Genomic DNA, 18,915 nt, shown 5'->3' with positions numbered 1-18,915 from the left:
ATACATTGCATAACCTTTCTGTTTGCTGAACCGATTGCGGATTTGCCCCGTCCAACCGAAATTCCTGAAACATTTAGAATAAACTTCGTCAGCTTCGACCTTTTCCTCAAGGACCTCTATTTTGACCAACGTCTGTTCCGCCGGCCTGGATGTGGGCTTTGCCTCCCTGGATTACCTGCAGATTTTCATCCTGGGTGTGATCCAGGGCATTACCGAGCTGCTGCCGGTGTCGTCCACCGCCCACATGCGTGTGGTGCCCGCCCTGCTCGGCTGGCAAGACCCCGGCTCGGCGTTTTCGGCGGCGATGCAGTTGGCGGCGCTGGCGGCGGTGGTCAGTTATTTCTGGCGCGATGTGCGCCAGGTCACCACGGGCAGCATCGGTGCGGTACGCCGGGGCGACTACAACGACCCGTGGTTCAAGCTGGCGGTGGCGATTGTGCTGGCGACCATCCCCATCGGCATTGCCGGCCTGGCCTTGTCCTCGACCCTCAACAGCTGCAACTCGCCGTTGCGCGGCCTGATGGTGATCGGGATTTCCTGTGTGGTGATGGCGGTACTGCTGGCGGTGGCCGAAGTGCGCGCACGTCACACCCGGGACATGGGCCAGATGCGCCTGCGCGATGCACTGATTGTCGGGGTTGCGCAAATTGGCGCGCTGATCCCCGGCGTATCGCGCTCGGGTTCGACGCTGACCGCTGCGCTGTTCCTCAACTTCAAGCGTGAGGAAGCGGCGCGCTTTTCATTCCTGCTGGGCCTGCCCGCCATCGCGCTGGCCGGTTTGAAAGAGCTGTGGGTGCTGCTGCACGCCGACATGCCCGCCCACGCCTGGCCGCATTTGCTCTTCGGCCTGGTGGTGGCAAGTATCTCGGCGTTCTTCGCGATCTGGGGCCTGATGAAGTTCCTGGAGCGGTTCTCCACCTGGCCGTTTGTGATTTATCGCGCGCTGCTGGGAGTCTTCTTGATTGTGGCGGTCAGCACCGGGTTGCTCAGTTAAGCCCCCGGTTGACGGTCGGCCAGCTCTTCAAGCAAATCGGCCGAAGGCACAAAAAACAGGCCGCCGGTCACGGCGGTACTGAAGTCCAGCAAGCGGTCGTAGTTGCCGACCGGGCGGCCGACGAACATGTTTTCCAGCATCAACTCCAGGGGCTGCGGCGAGCGCGCGTAGCCGATAAAGTAGGTGCCGAACTCGCCGGCGCCTGGGCGGCCAAAGGGCATGTTGTCGCGCAGGATTTTCACTTCTTCGCCGTTTTCGTCGGTGATCACGGTCAGGGCGCTGTGGGAGTTGCTCGGCTTGGTCTCTTCATCCAGCTCGATGTCGGCCAGTTTGGTACGCCCGATCACTTTCTCCTGGGCTTCCACCGTCAGCTCGTTCCAGGCGCTCATGTTGTGCAGGTACTTCTGCACCAGCACGTAGCTGCCGCCTTCAAATTCCGCGTCTTCATCGCCGACGATGGTAAAGCCGACGGCCTTGCGCCCCACCGGGTTCTCGGTGCCGTCGACAAAACCGATGATGCTGCGCATATCGAAGTAACGGAAACCCTGGACCTCATCCACCACCTTGACGCTGTCGCCCAGGGCTACCATCAACTGCGTGGCCAATTCGAAGCACAGGTCCATCTGCTCGGCGCGGATATGCAGCAGGATATCGCCGGGCGTCGACGGCGCCATGCGCCCTGGCACGCCGAACTCGCGAAACGGGTGCAAGGCCGCCGGGCGTGGCCCGCCGAACAGCCGGCTCCAGGCATCCGAGCCGAACCCGCAGACGCAGGTCAGGTTGCCCGCCGGCACGCGCTTGCCCACCGAACGCACCAGCCCGGCGATATCGCCGCACCAGGCGCGCACCTGGTCTTCACTGCCGGGAGCGACGGTTGCAACCATGAAGATCGCGCTGCTGGTGATGGGATGGCAGACGGACTGCGGCTCAAGAGGTGGCTGAACAGGGCAAGTCTTCATGATGAAAGTCCACAGGCTAAGGGCGGTTTTAACCCGCGCAGATTAGCAGATCATCGCTGGCAGCTCTCCCACACCTGGCGAATCAGGGTCTTCAGCTTCAGCGCCTCGGCCCAGCGGTCGCTGATTTCACCGCCGTTTGCATCCGTGATTGCATAGGGCGGCGGGCCCAGCTCACAGGTGAACGACAGGCTATTGGGCGCATCGGGCCGGGCCAGCCAGTCTTCAATCCCGTAGCGCCACCAACCGGTAAAGCGTTCTACCCAGGCCTGGTGTTGGGGGAAACCCACAGAGACCTGCACCTGTTCACTGCTGGCCACTCGCCCGTGAAAGCCCCAGCTGTGGCGCAATATCGTGCGTATCTGCTCGTCGTCCTCGAACGCGCCCGGTTCCGGTAACTCCCGGCCGACGACGTAATGGGACAGGTCGGCGAGCAGTTTCAGGTCGGGCATCTGTGCGAGCAGGTCGAGGGTGAACAGCAGGTCGTTGGTAAGGCGGTAGCGATGGGTTTCCAGCAGGATCGGAAAGTCCACCTGTTCGGCCAGGCGCTGCCAGCCTTCGACCAGGCGGGCCGCCTCGGCCAGCGTGCGCGGGCGCACATCGGCCTGCAGGGTGAGGTGGTGGCAGCCGTAGCGGCTGATCACATCCAGCACGGCGGCCAGGTCATCCACCGATTGCGGGAACAGTTGGCCTTCGATCTGCAAGCCCCTGGCGCTGGCGGCAGCGTGCAGGCGCGCGACCTCGGCGGGTTTCCAGTAATGATCGGTGATGCCGTCGAAGCCGGCGGCGGCGATGCGATCGAGCTGAGCTTCCAGCGGCCCCGGTTCGGTCTGCATGGCCCAGAGGGATTGGAACACCAGCAATTGGTGCATATCAGCCTCGCAGCACGTGTTTAAGGGAAACGTCCGGGTTGGCCAGGTCGGCCGTATTGAGTGCAATGCGCGCGCTGATCAAGCGTTCGCACAGCTTGATGTCCTTGGCCACGCCATTGCCGAGCGCCCAGCCGCAAGCGCCTTGCAAATGCCCGTCGGTATCCTGGTGGAACAACAGCAAACCACCGCCCGGCAGTGCGCGGCTGACCGTCAGCGGGGTCATCACGCCAACGGTCTGCAAGCCCCAGTCGTACTGGTCGGACCAAAAACCCGGCATGGCCTCGAACGGCAACTCACGCCCCAACATATTCAGCGCAGCATGGCGACCTTGGGCTTCGGCATTGCGCCAGGTTTCCTGGCGTTGATACAGGCCTCCCAGGCGAAACTCACACACATCGCCCGCCGCATAAATGTTCGGCGCACTGGTGCGCAGTTGCGCATCGACGCGAATGCCCTGCCCTACTTCCAGCCCCGCTGCTGCAGCCAGTTCGAGATTGGGTTGCATGCCAATGCCGACCACCACCCGATCACACGGCAAGCGCTGCCCATCGACCAGTTGCACCGCGTCGGCGTCGATGGATTCGAGTGCCACATTCAAGCGCACCTCAACGCCTTGCTGGCGGTGCAAATCCAGCAGCGCTTCGCTGATCACCGGCGGCAACACCCGGCCCGCCAAGCGTGGGCCAGCTTCGAGCACCGTCACCTGGCAGCCCAGGCCGCGCGCGGTCGCCGCCACTTCCAGGCCGATAAAACCACCGCCGACCACCACCAGCCGCGTGCCGGGGCGCAAGGCGTCGCGCAGGGCCAGCGCCTCATCATGGGTGCGCAGGTAAAGCACGTTCGCCTGCTCCACAGGCCAGCGTCGCGCCCGGCCGCCGGTGGCCAGCAGCACACCGGCAAAGTCCAGCCATTGGCCGTCAGCCAGTTGCAGCCGGTGCTGGTGCGGCTCCAGGCGCGTAACCGGGTTGCCGGCGATATGTTCGATGCCCAGCGCGGCCATGCGCTGGCTGTCGCACAGGCTGCAACCCGCCAGGTCCGTACTGCCTTGCAGCAAGCCCTTGGATAACGGCGGGCGCTCGTAGGGCAAGTGCGGTTCATCGCCGATCAGGATCAGGCGCCCGGTGTAGCCTTCTTCGCGCAAGGTCAGCGCCGCACGGCCACCGGCATGGCCGGCGCCGACGATAATCAGGGGTGCGTTCATGCTCACGCCGTCACGGCGAGCAGAACCCGCCCCGCTTCGACCCGCACCGGGTAGGTTTTGAGGTTGACGCACACCGGCGCGCCGAGGGCCTTGCCGGAGCGGTAATCAAAGCGCCCGTTGTGCTTGGGGCACTCGATCACGTGGTCCATCACCAGGCCGTCGGCCAGGTGTATTTTCTCGTGGGTGCACAGGCCGGCAGTGGCAAAAAACTCATTCTCGGCCGAGCGGTACACCGCGTAAGTGTGCGGCCCATGGTCGAAGCGCAGCACGTCTTCTTCGTCAATTTCGCCCACGGCGCAGACGTCGATCCATTGATCGTTCATGGCGTTTTCTCTTATTGGATGGGGTGAAACTCAGCCAGCAGTGGCTTCGGCATTTAACGGGGCATGGGCAGTGGGTTCTGTGCGATGGCGCACGGGGCGCTGCACGAAATAGCTCGGGTCGCTGCGCTGCTTCCAGATCGTCGGTAGGATTTCCTTGTACGCCTCAAGAATATTCGCGTATGGCGGCGGGCAGTCGCTGCGGATCTCTTCGTGCAGTTGCGCCAACGCGTGGTACGGCACCATCGGGTACATGTGGTGTTCGAGGTGGTAGTTCATGTCCATGTAGATAAAGCGCAGCACGCGATTCATGTAGATGGTGCGGCAGTTGCTGCGGTGGTCCAGCACATCTTCGGCCAGGCCCACATGCTGGGTGAGGCCGAACAGGTAGCCGAGCCAGGCGCCATACAGGCTCGGCAGGCCGACCAGCATCAATGGCAGCCAGCTGTGCAGGTACAACGCGGTGCCGATCACCAGCGCATAAATACCGACCCAGATCCGCGCAGCACGGAACACCTTGGGCCATTCGGACTCGGGGATAAAGTCCTGTTCCTGGGCGCTCATCTTGCCGATCGCATGGCGCGCCACGCCGCTGAAGGTTTTCCAGGCCAGCGGCAGGTTGAACAGGCTCAGGCCCATCATCAACAGGCTCGGCGGGCGCGGCTCGACGATCTCCGGGTCACGCCCGACCACGATCGTGTCGGTGTGGTGCCGCGCATGGCTCCAGCGCCATACATGCGGCTCGAAAATGCACATGAAACTCGCCACCTGGTACAGCCCAACATTCATCCAGCGGGTCTTGAAAGCGGTGCCGTGGCCGGTCTCATGCCAACGCGGGTTGGACCCGGTGCCGTAGAGCACGCCGTAAGCCATAAAGAATGGCACGCAGGCCCACGAGCCCCAGAACCAGTAGCCGCCAAACCCCGTGACCAGCAGCGCCGACACCCACAGGGCCGTATCGAGCAACGCCGGGCCGTCGCGGCGCTGCATCAGTTCTTTCATGCGTTTACGCGAGATCGGCGATTGATACCAACTGGCCGAGACCAGGCCCTTTTCTGCGGCGCGGGCAGCTTCAGGGCCGGTGAGGCTGTAGTCGCGCCGGGCGCGGTGAGGCGTGTGTTCAGGCATTGTTATTGTTCTCCGCAAGCGGTGGGTAACTGGTGCTTTGCGAACAAACCATAGAGCGCGGATAAATCCGCCTCAAGGCCTTGAATCCATTCCCTATCAAGCTATCATCCAGGCCCAGTGAGGCTTGATAGTTTTCTATCAAGACGCTTGAGAGGCCTGTCATGAATAATAATAAACGCCCGACCATCGCCACTGTCGCCGCCCAGGCAGGCTTGAGTGTGGCCACCGTCGACCGTGTGCTCAATGCCCGTGCGCCGGTGAATCCGCAGACCGCCGAGCAAGTATTCCAGGCCGCCGAAGCCGTGGGTTATTTTGCCGCACGGCTGATCGGCCAACGCATTCGTGAGCGGCGCCCCACCTACCGTTTCGGCATCCTGCTGCTGGGCACCGCCCAAGCGTTTTACGCCAACCTGGCGCAGTCGATCAGCACGGCCGCGCAGCAGCACGCTACAGCCAACCTGACCTGCCAGTTCGACTACATTCTCGACCGCACGCCCAGTGCCATCGCTACGCAAATCGAGCAACTGGCGGTGCAATGCGACGCGCTCGCCGTCGTCAGCTTCGCCCACCCGTTGATCAACGCCACACTGGCGCAGGTTCGCGAAGCCGGCGTGCCGGTGGTCGCGTTGCTGTCGGATATCCACGAACAAGCCTTGGAGCCGTATGTGGGCCAGGATAACCACGTGGTCGGGCGCACCATGGGCTGGCTGCTGGCGCGCACCTGCGGCGCACGCAAAGGCAGCGTCGGCATCCTGTTGGGCGGCCATCGTTTTCTCGGCCACCAGGCGCGGGTTGAAGGCTTGCACAGTTACCTGGCCGAGCATGCGCCGGGGCTCAAGCCGCTGGAACCGCTGATCAACCTGGACAACAGCGACATCACTGAAGAAGCCACCCTCGACCTGCTCACCCGCCACACCGACCTGCGCGGCCTGTGCGTGGTGGGCGGCGGCGGTGACGGCGTGATCAATGCCCTGGCGCAGCTGCCCAAACGGCCGGCGCTGTGCTGCATTTTGCAGGAGTCCACCGCGTTGTCGCGTGAGGCGCTGAGCCGAGGTTTGATTGATGTGGTGATGGACTCGCAGCCTCGGCAGACGGCGACCGCGCTGATCGAATTACTGGTGGAGTTGCAGGCCGCCGAGGCCTTCGATCCACTGCGGCACAGAGTGCATATCCCACCGCAGATCGTGACCTCGGAGAACCTGTCCAACTGATACACAACGATCAAAAAACTGTGGGAGCTGGCTTGCCTGCGATAGCGGTGGGTCAGTTACACATTTATCAACTGACACTGCGCAATCGCAGGCAAGCCAGCTCCCACCTTTGACCGGGTTTTGCTTGAGGATTACGGCACGCGAAAATCCCCGGCGCTCAACCCGAACCGGCTCATCTTGTTGTACAGCCCGCCTCGCGACACGTTCAACTGCCGCGCAGCCAGACGGATATTGCCGCCGGCTGCGGTAAGCGCGGCGACGATAGCGTGCCGCTCATGGCTGCTCAGGTCCTGCGCGGGCTGAGGTTCGTAAGGGCGCAAGGCGGCACGCTGCTGGGTTTCAAGTGGCAGATCGGCAGCCTGGATCAACTCACCCATCGCCAGGTTGGTTGCCCGCTCAATGCTGTTTTCCAGCTCACGCACGTTGCCGGGCCAGCCGTAGGCCGAGAGCAACTCCAATGCATCCGGCGAAAAACCCTGAACCGCTTTGCGCATCGAACGGGCGCACCGATTGAGGAAATGCCGCGCCAGCAGCGGGATATCGTCACGGCGCATGCGCAACGGCGGTACGGTCAGGTTCAAGACATTGAGGCGGTAGTAAAGGTCTTCACGAAACGCGCCCTCCGCCACCGCCTGGCTGAGGTTGCGATGGGTGGCGGCGATAATGCGCACATTCACTTGGCGGGAGTTTTTTGCGCCGACGCGGGTAACTTCACCTTCCTGCAATACCCGCAGCAAACTGACCTGGGCGTCGAATGCCATGTCGCCAATTTCATCGAGGAAAATCGTGCCGCCATCGGCCAGTTCAAACTTGCCCGCCGAACCGCCACGGGTGGAGCCGGTGAATGCGCCCTCGACATGCCCGAACAGTTCGCTTTGCACCAGGTCCCGTGGAATCGCACCGCAATTGACTGCCACAAACGGGCCTTTATGCCGCTCGCTCCCATTGTGAATCGCCTGGGCAAACAGCTCCTTGCCGGTGCCGCTTTCGCCGAGGATCAAGGTGGTGGAATCGCTGCGGCTGGCAATACGCCCCAAGTGCAACGCGTCCTGGATCGCCCGCGAATTACCCTGGATGGTTTCAAAGGTATAGCTGGCCTGGGTGCCGATAATGCGCCGGGTAATTTCGCGAATACGCCGGCTTTCGCGCAGCGACACAATCACCCCGCCCTGCTCCAGCGGGCATACCGACACCAGGCACGCCAGTTGGCTGCGGTCGTGCAAGTGGAAGGTGCAGTCAAGGTCACGCACGCCCTCGCCGGCCCGCAGCAACATGGCATCGCTCAGCTCACTGCGGCCCAGGCGCTGGAACGGGCTGCCGAGCAGTTCCAGGCCGACGCGGAATAATTGCCGGGCGTAGCGATTGAGCGCCTTGATGCAGCCGCGCTCATCGAGCACCACCAAGCCTTCGTTGAGCACCTCGAGCACCGTCTGCTGTTCCTCCAGCAGCGCTTGCAACGCCATCTGCCGCGCCACCGCCTCGGCGGCCGCTTGCACGGTGCCCAGGGTGTGGAAGTGAAACCAGCCGGGCTCGGCAGTGAGCGTCAGCATGGCCAGGGTCTGGCCCTGGGCATTCTTGATCGGCGCGGCGGCACAATGCATGCGGCGTTCACGCAGGCCACGGCCAAAATTCTCCTCGGCCAGCACGTACACCAGGCGGTCTTCGGCCAGGGCCAGGCCGGTGCAGTTGGTGCCCTGTACCGATTCCAGCAGGCGACTGCCAATGGGCGTGATATCCAGCCCGCAAAAATACAGGGTGGTGCCTTCAGCGTCGGTGAGGTTGATATGCCCGCGCGGGTTGTAGGCCAGCAAGCCGCGCATGACCTGCGCCGCCGCCGCGATCAGCACGCGGTGGGCCGCCAGGGTGGCCGCGAGCGCGTCGGCGGCGACAAAACGGTATTGGCTGTCATCCGGGCTGATACCCGCCTCGACACTGCGCCGCCAGGAATCCCAAATCACCTGCCGAACGTCGGCCGGGCGCTCGACCACGCCGGCCTGACACGCCTGCCATGCCTGTTCCAGCGCGGGAATCGGGCCTTCGTTCAGCGAAGCCGGCCCCAGGGCCGTGAGGTAGTCGAGGTCTTGCACGCTGAAAGCCATGGGAACGGAGGTCATTGCTGCAGTCCATGTTCATGTTTTTGACATGTCAGTATAGGCATGTCATCAGAATGAACACTTTTTGTTTATAGAATTTTATAATCCTTTAAATATCAACAGCTTAAATATTGGCACAGTGCTTGCTCTTACCCCATAGCCGCTGACAACTGTCCTGCGGCCAACAATAAAAAGGGGTCATTGCATGAGTACACAGAACATCCGCCTGGGTTTGATCGGTGCCGGTCGCATGGGCAGTTTCCACGGGCTGACGGCCGCCCGCCACATCCCCGGCGCCTGCCTTGCCGCCATCGCCGACCCCACGCCCGGCCAGGCCGCACGCCTGGCGACGGAGCTGGGGGTGAACAAGGTCTACACCGACCCACAGCAATTGCTCGACGACCCGGATATCGATGGTGTTCTTATCGCCGCCCCTGCACGCAGCCACGCCGAACTGGTGATCAGCGCTGCCCGCGCAGGCAAGGGCATCTTCTGCGAAAAACCCATGGCCATCACCCTCGATGAAGCCGACCGCGCCATCGCCGCTGCTGCCGATGCCCGTGTACCGCTGCAAGTCGGTTTCAACCGGCGCTTTGCCAAGAGCTTTCGCACCGCACACCTCGATGTGGCGGCCGGGCGTATTGGTACGCCACAATTGCTGCGTTCGCTGACCCGCGACCCGGCGCTCAACAACCCCGCCAACTCGCCACAGTGGGTGATCTTCCTCGAAACCCTGATCCACGACTTCGACACCCTGCGCTACCTCAACCCGGGCGCCGAGGCGGTGCAGGTCTACGTGATGGCCGATGCGCTGATTGCACCGCAATACAAAAGCAAAGGCTTCCTCGACACCGCCGTGGTCACGATTCGCTTCGACAATGGCGCCATCGCCACCGCCGAAGCCAACTTCCAGGCGGTCTACGGCTACGACGTGCGCGGCGAAGTGTTCGGCAGCGCAGGCATGCTGAGCATGGGCAGCCTCAACGAATCTGACTTGGTGCGCTACCTGGCCCAAGGGATCCAGGCCGACACTCAGCGCATGGACACCGACCTGCTGCGCGACGCCTACATTGCCGAGCTCAACCACTTCGTCGAGTGCCTGCGCACCGGCGCCAAGCCTCTGGCCAGCGGCGAAGACGCACGGGCGGCCCTGGCGATTGCCCGCGCCTGCATCGAGTCGTTCGAAACCGGCAAGGCCGTAACCGTGCCAGGAGCCGGCCGATGATGCCGTTTAAACTGGCGGTCAGCGCCGAGATGGTGTTTCTCGACCTGCCCTTTATCGAACGCGTAAAGCGCATTCATGCCCTGGGTTTCAGCGCCGAAATCTGGAGCTGGACCCACAAGGACATCGGCGCACTGGCCGCCACCGGCGCCGACTTCACCTCCATGACCGGCTACATCAGCGGCAGCCTCACCGACCCCGACGGCATCCGCCAATTGCTCGACAGTGCCCGCGAGTCCCTGGGTGTCGCCGCACGCCTGAACTGCCCCAGCCTCAACCTGCACGGCACCGGCCTGGGTGACGGTGGCCTGCCGGTGCAGCCGGTGGCCCAGACCACCGGGCGCATGTGGCTGAGCGCGTGCAAGACCCTGGAAAAAATCGCGCGTCTGGGCGAAGACGCCGGCCGCGTGTTTCTGCTGGAAAACCTCAACACCGACGTCGACCACCCCGGCGTGCCGTTTGCCCGTGCCGACGACACTCTGGCACTGATCGAAGCCGTCGGCAGCCCGCACCTGAAGATGAACCTGGACCTGTACCACGCACAAATCGGCGAGGGCAACCTGATCGAACTGATCCAGCGCGCAGGCAGCGCCATCGGTGAAATCCAGGTGGCCGACGTGCCAGGACGCAAGGAGCCCGGCACCGGCGAGATTCACTACCCGGCCATCGCCAAGGCGCTGCACGCCATCGGCTACAGCGGCGTGGTCGGCCTCGAAGGCTGGGCCAGCGGCGACAGTGAGTTGGCGCTGCAACGTTTTCGCCAAGCCTTCACCCTATAACAAAAAAAGGAACCGCCTCATGCCTCGTTACGCATTGATCGTCGCTGCTTTTTTACTGCTGTTCAGCCAATGGACCTTCGCCGCCTACCGCATCGGCGTGAGCATCGCCCGGGTTGACGATAACTTCATGACCTACGTGCGCACCGGCCTCGAAGCCGCCGCCAAACAGCAGGATGTACAGATCCAGTTCGAAGACGCCCAGGGCGACGTGGTGCGCCAGCTCAATCAGGTCGAAGGCTTTCTGAACCAGAAAGTCGACGCGGTGATCGTGCTGCCGGTGGACACCGCCGCCACCGCCAACATGACCCGCGCCGCCGTGGCCGCGAAGACGCCGCTGGTGTACGTCAACCGCCACCCGGACGAACGCACGCTGCCCAAAGGTGTGGTCACGGTGGCCTCCAACGACATCGAAGCCGGGCAATTGCAGATGCGCTACCTGGCGGAAAAACTCGGCGGCAAAGGCAATGTGGCGATCATCATGGGCGACCTCGCGCAGAACGCCACCCATGACCGCACCGAAGGCGCCAGGCAAGTGCTAAAAGACTTTCCGGGAATCAAGGTGGTCGAGCAGCAAAGCGCCGAATGGCAACGTAGCAAAGGCATGGACCTGACCAGCAATTGGCTGCTGGCCGGCACACAGTTCGACGCCATTGTGGCCAACAACGATGAAATGGCGATTGGCGCGGCCATGGCGCTGCAACAGGCAGGCAAGGCCAAGGGTGAAATCGCGATTATCGGTATCGACGGCTTGCCCGATGGCCTGGCGGCGATCAAGCGCGGCATGCTCACCGCCTCGGTGTTCCAGGACCCCAAGGCACAGGCCACACAGGCCGTGGAGTCAGCGATTCGGATGATCAAGGGCGAGCCAATTGAATCGGAAGTGTGGGTGCCGTTTGAGTTGATCAAGCTGGAACAGGTGGCGGTGTTTGAGCAGCGCTACAAATAAAAGTCGGGTGCCCTCAACTGTGGGAACGGGCTTGCCCGCGATAGCGGAGTGTCAGTCACCCATTTTATAACTGGCCCACCGCAATCGCAGGCAAGCCAGCTCCCACAGTTTGATCGAGTTTCAGTCCAAAATCGGTGTATTTCAACCGCCTCGGCCAGCGCAACGTGTGGGTGCAGTTCGAGCAGCGCTACAAATAGTTTGGAAGAATATGGAGGTCCAAAGGTGGGAGCGGGCTTGCCCGCGATAGCGGTGGGTCAGTTGCAAATTTATCGACTGACACTCCGTCATCGCAGGCAAGCCAGCTCCCACAATTTGACAGCGTTTCAGTCCAGATCGGTGGCGTCGTGCCGCTCAGCCAGTTGCTCCGCAGGCTCGCCGGACACCCGATTCACCCGCCGCCCACGCTGTACCGCCGGACGTGCTTCAATCGCCTCGGCCCAGCGCAGCACGTGCTTGTACTCGTGCACCGACAAAAACTCCGCTGACGCGCCGTACAAACGGCCTTTGACCAAGCCGCCATACCACGGCCAGATCGCAATATCGGCAATGGTGTACTCATCGCCGGCAATGTACTCACTCACCGCCAGGCGCTGGTCGAGCACGTCCAGTTGACGCTTGGTTTCCATGGCGAAGCGATTGATCGGGTATTCCATCTTGCTCGGCGCATATGCGTAAAAATGCCCGAAGCCGCCGCCCAGGTACGGCGCGCTGCCCATCTGCCAGAACAGCCACGACAAACACTCAGCCCGCGCAGCAGGCTCGGTGGGGAAGAACGCGCCGAATTTCTCGGCCAGGTAGTGCAGGATCGCACCCGACTCGAATACGCGAATCGGCGTGTCACCACTGTGGTCCATCAACGCCGGGATCTTGGAGTTGGGGTTGACTGCCACAAAGCCGCTGCCGAACTGGTCGCCATCGCCGATCTTGATCAGCCACGCGTCATATTCCGCGCCGCTGTGCCCCAGGGCCAGCAGCTCTTCGAGCAGGATGGTGACCTTCTGCCCATTCGGCGTGGCCAGGGAATACAGCTGCAACGGGTGTTTGCCGACCGGCAACTCTTTCTCATGGGTCGCACCGGCAATGGGCCGGTTGATGCTGGCGAAAGTGCCGCCACTTTCGGTGTCCCAGGTCCACACCTTCGGGGGTAGGTAGTCGGTCATGCTCACTTCTCCTTGATTTGAGTACTGTTCGATGCAGCCAGTTGGGCCACGTTCCATCCGCCGCCCAGCGCCTTGATCAGGCCCACATTAGCGCTTAATTGCTGGGTTTGCAGTTGCAGCACACTGCGCTTGGCTTCCAGCGCAGCCACTTGGGCGATGACCACATCCAGATAAGCCACGGCGCCCTGGCGATAACGCGAGGTCGACAGGTCTTCGGCGTATTGTGCGGCAGCGGCAGCGTCACGCTGGTCATCCAGGGCGCTGCCCAGGCCCGTAATCTGCAACAGGTTGTCTTCCACTTGCTCGAAAGCACCCAGCACTACGCCACGGTATTTGGCCGCGGCTTCGTCAGTGGCGGCCTTGGCAATATCGACCTGGGCCTGGCGCGCGCCGCCATCAAAGATTGTGCCGACCAGCGACGGGCCGATGGCCCAGAACAGGTTGGGTGCGCTGAGCAAACGGGCAAACTCGTCACTCTGATAACCGCCCTGGGCGCTCAAGGTGATCTGCGGGAACCACGCGGCCTTGGCCACTCCGATCCGCGCATTGGCCGACGCGATGCGACGCTCGGCAGCGGCAATATCCGGGCGGCGTTGCAGCAGGCTCGACGGCACGCCCGTGGGCACGTTGGGCAAGGCAATCGGCGCCACATTCACGGCGACGGTATAGGTTGAGGCGGACTCCCCCAGCATCGCCGCAATCGAATGCTCCAACACCGCCCGTTGCACCAGGCTCTGGTTCAATTGCGACTTGACCGTCGACAGCTGCGTGCGCGCCCGCGCCACGTCCAGCCCGGACACGATCCCGCCGCCGTGCAAGCCTTCGGTCAGGCTAAGGGCTTTGGTGTAGGCGTCGCGGGTCTGTTCCAGCAGTTGGTTCTGCCAGTCGATACCGCGCAGGCGGATGTAACTGTCAGCCAATTGCGCTTGCAGGCTCAGGCGTACCGACGCCAGGTCGGCGCTGGCCGCCTCCGAGTCACTGATGCCGGCCGCAACCGTGTCGCGCACGCGGCCCCACAGGTCGACTTCATAATCCACCTCCAGGCCCAATGTCGCGGAGTTATAGACGTCCGGCGAGGTGGCCGAGCGCAGCGGTTTGGTGTCCGACTGGCGAATACGCTGGCCGCTGCCGATGGCCGAGAGCTTGGGGAACAGCCCCGAACGGTCCTGGGCCAGGAACCCCTGGGATTGCTGGTAATGCGCGAATGCCGCGCTCAGGTCCGGGTTGTTTTTCAGCAACTGCTGCTGCATCGCATCCAGCTGCGGGTCGTTGTAGATGCGCCACCAGCCGTCTCGGTTGGCCTGGTCGTCGGGCGCGCCGACCGTCCACGGGCCTTGGGTGTGAAACTGCGCGGCGACAGGTGTTTGCGGCACTTCAAGCGGCGGCGCCAACGAGCAGGCACCCAGGCTCAAGGTGGCGAGCAGGCCCAGCAGGTTGCGCTTAGCCATGGGGTTTGGCCTCGACGGAAGCGGCAGCCAATTGCACCGAATCATCATCGGCCAGGCCATCCGGCGGCGTATCGATCACGCGGTCGGCCGCTTGCAGGCCGCTGGCGATCTCCACACTGTCGCCAAAGTCACGGGCGATGGTGACGGTCTTGAAGTGCACATGGTCCTGGCTGTCGAGGGTGGCGACGCGCATACCCTTGTCATCGAACACCAGGGCACTGGACGGTACGCGCAGCACGTCGGCCTGCACCGGCAAATCAAACTGCACGCTGGTGTAGCCACCGGGCAGCAGGCGGCCGCCGGGGTTGTCCACCAGCAGTTGCACCAAGGTGCTGCCGGACGCGGCGTTGACCGCATCGGCGGTGGCGATCACCTTGCCGGTGAAGGTTTCGCCGCGATACTCCGGCACGCTCAGGCGCGCCGTAGTGCCTTCGCGAATCTGTGGAGAGAAGGTCTGCGGCACCTGCACATACACGCGCAGACGGCTGACATCGGCCACCGCAAACAGCTCTTTGCCGGCGGTGCCCCCGGCGCTGATCAACGCGCCCACGTCGGTACTGCGCGCGGTGACTACACCGGCAAACGGCGCGACCAGATGCTGGAAGCCCTTGGTCGCCACCAACTGCTCGACATTGGCTTTGGCCGCCGTCACTTTGGCCTGCTTGGCGGTCAGGTCGCCGGTGCGCTCGTCGACGTCCTGACGCGACACCGAGTCGGTCGCGAGCATCGCCTGCCAGCGCTTGGCGGTGGTATCGGCCAGGTGTTCATCGGCCTGGGCTGAGGCCAAAGTGGCGCGGGCTTGCAGCAGTTGCTGGTCGAGTTCCGGGGTGTCGATTTCGGCCAATACCTGGCCGGCTTTGACGCGCGTGCCGATGTCAACATTCCAGGATTTCAGGTAGCCATTGACCCGGGCAAAAATCGACGCACGCGAATAAGCCTCCATGCGCCCCGGCAAGTTGAGTACCGGGCCTTGCGCTTGCACCACCGGCTTGACCAGGTTGACGCTGGGCAGCGCCTGCGCGTCGGTCCAGGTCTTGAGATCCCGGGATTCACTGGCACGCACGCTCAGGCCGACACCGACGATGACCACCACCGTCACCCCGCCCACGATCAGCCACAGCAGGCCACGGGACGACTTTTTTTCAGCAATGGAAACGGACATGTCAAACCCCTTGGGAAACGGTAGTCGCCAGCGTGGCGTGTTGGCGACGCCCGTGGACCAGACTGAAAATCAATGGCACCAGAATCAACGTGGCGATGGTGGCAAACGCCAGCCCGCCGATCACCGCACGCCCGAGCGGCGCGTTCTGCTCGCCGCCCTCGCCCAGGCCCAGGGCCATAGGCGCCATGCCGATGATCATCGAGATGGCGGTCATCAACACCGGCCGCAGCCGCGTGTAACCGGCCTCCAGCGCGGCCTGCACGGCATCGCCATGCACGGCCAGGCGCTCACGGCAGAAGCTCACCACCAGGATGGCGTTGGCGGTGGCCACGCCCATGCACATGATCGCCCCCGTCAAGGCGGGCACCGACAGCGGCGTATGGGTGACAAACAGCATCCACACAATGCCCGCCAATGCCGCCGGCAAGGCGGTGATGATCACAAACGGGTCGGCCCAGGACTGGAAGTTGACCACGATCAGCAGGTAGATCAGCACCACCGCGCCCAACAGGCCGAACAGCAAGCCGCTGAAGGCCGCGTTCATGGTCTGCACCTGGCCCTGCAAAATCACCTTGGAGCCGGTCGGTACTTCACCGGCGTGGGCCGCGATGATTTTCTGGATATCGGCGGCGACGCCACCCAAATCGCGGTCCTGAATCGCCGTCAGCACCTCAACCACCGGCTGGATATCCGACTGGCTGAACACCGAACTGCTGTGGCTGCGCTGGATATTCGCCAGGCCGCCCAAGGTCTGGTCGGTGGCCGCGCCATTGCTGCCGCTCAGCGGCAAGTTGTGCAGTGCGGCCAGGCTTTCCAGGTTGTATTGCGGGGTTTGCATCACGATCGGGTAGGAAATGCCGTTGGCCGGGTTCAACCAGAACGTCGGCGCCACCTGGCTGGAGCCGGCCAAGTTGACCACCAGGCTGTTGGTGACATCGCGCTCGGTGAGGCCGACCAACTGCGCACGGGTGCGGTCCACGTCGATATTGAACGTCGGCAATTGCCGCGACTGCTGGATGCGCGCATCCACCACCCCCGGCACCCGGCGAATATCACGCAGCAGCGCGCTGGCATAGGTGAAGTTAGCCGCCAGGTTATTGCCGGTGATTTGCAGGTCGATCGGTGCCGAAGAACCGAAGTTGAGGATCTGCCCGACAATGTCCGAGGCCGGGAACGAGAACACCGCGCTCGGGAATTCTCGTGGCAGGGTTTCGCGCAACTGGCGCATGTACTCGGCGGTCGGGCGGTGGCCTTCGTTGAGGCTGATCTGGATATCGGCGTCCTGGGAACCCACGGTGCCGGTGTTGTTGTACACCACGTTGATACCGCTGATGGACAGGCCGATGTTGTCGACCAAGGCCTTGAGTTCCTGGGCCGGGACTTTGCGCCGGATCGCGTTTTCGATGTCGGCGATCAGGTGCGCATTACTCTCCACCCGTGTGCCCACCGGAGCGCGGACGTGCAACAGGATCAGCCCGGAATCGACCTCTGGAAAGAAGTTGCGGCCCAGGAACGGCACCAGTGCAAACGACACGGCGACAAACGCCAGCAGGCCGATCACTACCGCGCGACGATGGTGCAAGGCGCTGTGCAACACGCTGTGGTAACGCTCGCGAAAGGCTTCAAAACGCTTCTCGAAACCGCGCTGGAAAGTCACCAGCGGGTTGCGCGACGGCGCAGGCCCGTGCTCGCCATGCACATGCGGCTTGAGCAGGTAGTTGGCCAACGTCGGCACCAGGGTCCGCGACAGCAGGAACGAGGCGATCATGGCAAAGATCACCGCTTCTGCCATCGGCACGAACAGGAAGCGCGCCACACCCTCCAGGAAGAACATCGGCACAAACACGATGCAGATACACAGCAGCGAGACAAACGCCGGCGTCACGATCTGCGCCGCACCGTCGAGGATTGCCGTCTGCACCGGCTTGCCCTGCTCCAGGTGCCAGTTGATGTTTTCGATGGTTACCGTGGCGTCGTCCACCAGAATGCCCACGGCCAGCGCCAGGCCGCCGAGGGTCATGATATTCAGGGTTTCGCCCAGCGCCGAAAGCGTGGCAATCGAGGCCAGGATCGCCAATGGAATCGAGGTGGCAATGATCACCGTCGAACGCCAACTGCCGAGGAACAGCAAAATCATCAGGCTGGTCAGCGCCGCCGCGATCAAGCCTTCACGGGCCACGCCGCTGATGGCCGAACGCACGAACAGCGACTGGTCGCCGATCAAATCGATATTCAAGTTGGGCGGCAACGCAGCCTTGTTGTCGGCAAGCTTTTCCTTGATGCCCGCGATCACGCCCAAGGTCGATGCCGAACCGGTCTTGAGCACCGGCAGCAGCACCGAGCGGTTGCCGTTCACATGCACGATGTTGGTTTGCGGCGGGTTGCCGTCGCGCACGGTGGCCACGTCCCGGATCAGCACGGTGGTGCCGTCGGCGGTCTTGATCGGCAGGTTTTCCAGGTCATGGAAGTCCGAAGGTGAGTTGTTCAGTTGCAGGTTGAATTCGTAGCTGCCGATCTTCTGGGTGCCTACCGGGGTGATCAGGTTCTGCGTGGCCAGGGCAGTGGCGACGTCCTGTGCCGACAGGCCACGGGCTTGCATGCGCGCCGAATCGAGGTCGATCTGCACTTGCCGGCTCTTGCCGCCAAACGGGTATGGCAGGGCCGCGCCGGGCACGCTGGTGAGCATCAGGCGCACCTGGTTCAGGCCGATATCACCCAGGCGCTGTTCGCTCAGGCCCGGCCCAGAGAGTGCAAGCTGCACAATCGGCACGGTGGAGGCGCTGTAGTTGAGCACCAGCGGCGGCACGGTGCTGGGCGGCAATTGCCGCAGGATCGCCTGGGACACCGACGTCACCTGGGCGTTGGCGGTGCTGATGTTGACGCCGGGCTGGAAGAAGATCTTCACAATCCCGTAGCCGTTCATCGACTGCGCTTCGATATGGCGAATGTCGTTCACGGTGGTGGTCAGCACCCGCTCGAACGGCGAGGTGATGCGCCCCGCCATCTGGTCCGGCGGCAAACCGGTGTACTGCCAGATCACCGCAATCACCGGAATGCGGATTTCCGGGAAGATGTCCGTCGGCGTGCGCCAGGCCGCCAGCGGCCCGACGATCAGGATGAAAATGGCCAATACCAAAAAGGTATAGGGGCGCAGCAAGGCGATGCGCACGAGGTTGAGCATAGGAGGTGATCCAGACAGGAGATTGGTCGGTCAAGCAGGCTGCGCCATGCCGTTTCCCGCCTCGCCCCATGCACGTCCTGGGGTTTTTGTAACGACATCCCGGTCACAAAGAGGCATATGCCACGATATCGAACTTAGTGGCATACGCAACTAATTTGTTTCAAGCTGTCTCAGTTTTCATCTGGAACGTCAGTTCGGTCCGAAAGGCCTTGTCCTGACAGGTCGCGCAGGCATAATCAGCC

15 protein-coding genes are annotated in these 18,915 nt (G+C 62.9%); 5 read left to right on the top strand and 10 right to left on the bottom strand.

Going from position 1 to position 18,915, the window contains the following annotated elements; all coding sequences use genetic code 11:
• Positions 1-121 precede the first annotated feature (121 nt).
• Entirely contained in the window at positions 122-994 is an 873-nt protein-coding gene (locus HBO41_RS26635) for an undecaprenyl-diphosphate phosphatase (RefSeq protein ID WP_099549168.1), read from the top strand.
• Here HBO41_RS26635 and HBO41_RS26630 read toward each other — a convergent pair.
• From HBO41_RS26630 to HBO41_RS26610, 5 genes are read right to left on the bottom strand one after another with little or no spacing between them, the layout of a single operon-like run.
• The gene (locus tag HBO41_RS26630; RefSeq protein WP_169988361.1) at positions 991-1,953 is read right to left on the bottom strand and encodes a Dyp-type peroxidase; all 963 of its coding nucleotides are present in this window, start codon (positions 1,951-1,953) and stop codon (positions 991-993) included. The two genes, HBO41_RS26635 and HBO41_RS26630, sit on opposite strands and share 4 nt — an antisense overlap.
• Positions 1,954-2,003: 50 nt before the next feature.
• Positions 2,004-2,822 (bottom strand): sugar phosphate isomerase/epimerase, encoded by an 819-nt coding sequence (locus HBO41_RS26625; RefSeq protein ID WP_169988359.1) that lies wholly within the window; start codon positions 2,820-2,822, stop codon positions 2,004-2,006.
• Between the two features lies 1 nt (position 2,823).
• Positions 2,824-4,023 carry an NAD(P)/FAD-dependent oxidoreductase gene (locus HBO41_RS26620; protein WP_169988356.1) on the bottom strand — a complete coding sequence of 400 codons (1,200 nt, stop codon included), beginning with the start codon at positions 4,021-4,023 and terminating at the stop codon, positions 2,824-2,826.
• Positions 4,024-4,025: 2 nt separating this feature from the next.
• Positions 4,026-4,346, bottom strand: coding sequence for a MocE family 2Fe-2S type ferredoxin (locus HBO41_RS26615; RefSeq protein ID WP_017134582.1), 321 nt, complete (start codon positions 4,344-4,346; stop codon positions 4,026-4,028).
• 30 nt (positions 4,347-4,376) lie between these two features.
• Positions 4,377-5,471, bottom strand: a complete 1,095-nt coding sequence (locus HBO41_RS26610; protein ID WP_169988354.1) for a fatty acid desaturase family protein — start codon at positions 5,469-5,471, stop codon at positions 4,377-4,379.
• 161 nt (positions 5,472-5,632) lie between these two features.
• Between HBO41_RS26610 and HBO41_RS26605 the strand changes: the two genes are divergently transcribed.
• Positions 5,633-6,682: a LacI family DNA-binding transcriptional regulator gene (locus HBO41_RS26605; protein ID WP_099549164.1), complete on the top strand. Its 1,050-nt coding sequence runs from the start codon at positions 5,633-5,635 to the stop codon at positions 6,680-6,682.
• 131 nt (positions 6,683-6,813) lie between these two features.
• Here the strand turns inward: HBO41_RS26605 and HBO41_RS26600 are convergent, their stop codons facing one another.
• Complete coding sequence (locus HBO41_RS26600) at positions 6,814-8,796, bottom strand: sigma-54-dependent Fis family transcriptional regulator (protein WP_169988352.1); 1,983 nt, start codon at positions 8,794-8,796, stop codon at positions 6,814-6,816.
• A 184-nt stretch (positions 8,797-8,980) separates the two neighbouring features.
• On the opposite strand from HBO41_RS26600, the gene HBO41_RS26595 reads away from it, so the two are divergent.
• From HBO41_RS26595 to HBO41_RS26585, 3 genes are read left to right on the top strand one after another with little or no spacing between them, the layout of a single operon-like run.
• Positions 8,981-10,000, top strand: coding sequence for a Gfo/Idh/MocA family oxidoreductase (locus HBO41_RS26595; protein ID WP_169988350.1), 1,020 nt, complete (start codon positions 8,981-8,983; stop codon positions 9,998-10,000).
• Entirely contained in the window at positions 9,997-10,776 is a 780-nt protein-coding gene (locus HBO41_RS26590) for a TIM barrel protein (protein WP_099549161.1), read from the top strand. Before HBO41_RS26595 ends, HBO41_RS26590 begins: the two co-directional genes overlap by 4 nt.
• A gap of 19 nt (positions 10,777-10,795) precedes the next feature.
• Positions 10,796-11,722: a sugar ABC transporter substrate-binding protein gene (locus HBO41_RS26585; protein WP_169988348.1), complete on the top strand. Its 927-nt coding sequence runs from the start codon at positions 10,796-10,798 to the stop codon at positions 11,720-11,722.
• Positions 11,723-12,045: 323 nt separating this feature from the next.
• Here HBO41_RS26585 and yghU read toward each other — a convergent pair whose 3' ends face one another.
• From yghU to HBO41_RS26565, 4 genes are read right to left on the bottom strand one after another with little or no spacing between them, the layout of a single operon-like run.
• Positions 12,046-12,882 carry a glutathione-dependent disulfide-bond oxidoreductase gene (yghU, locus tag HBO41_RS26580; RefSeq protein WP_169988346.1) on the bottom strand — a complete coding sequence of 279 codons (837 nt, stop codon included), beginning with the start codon at positions 12,880-12,882 and terminating at the stop codon, positions 12,046-12,048.
• 2 nt (positions 12,883-12,884) lie between these two features.
• A complete protein-coding gene (locus HBO41_RS26575; RefSeq protein ID WP_169988344.1) occupies positions 12,885-14,330 on the bottom strand; it encodes an efflux transporter outer membrane subunit in 1,446 nt (481 codons plus the stop codon).
• Positions 14,323-15,492, bottom strand: coding sequence for an efflux RND transporter periplasmic adaptor subunit (locus HBO41_RS26570; RefSeq protein WP_169988342.1), 1,170 nt, complete (start codon positions 15,490-15,492; stop codon positions 14,323-14,325). Before HBO41_RS26570 ends, HBO41_RS26575 begins: the two co-directional genes overlap by 8 nt.
• A gap of 1 nt (position 15,493) precedes the next feature.
• Positions 15,494-18,673: an efflux RND transporter permease subunit gene (locus HBO41_RS26565; protein ID WP_169988340.1), complete on the bottom strand. Its 3,180-nt coding sequence runs from the start codon at positions 18,671-18,673 to the stop codon at positions 15,494-15,496.
• Positions 18,674-18,915 lie beyond the last annotated feature (242 nt).

This window comes from Pseudomonas sp. WS 5146 (assembly GCF_012985495.1).
GTDB classification, from domain to species: domain Bacteria; phylum Pseudomonadota; class Gammaproteobacteria; order Pseudomonadales; family Pseudomonadaceae; genus Aquipseudomonas; species Aquipseudomonas edaphica.
Note: the sequence above shows the minus strand (reverse complement) of the source record. Positions and strands in the feature narration are given on the sequence as shown.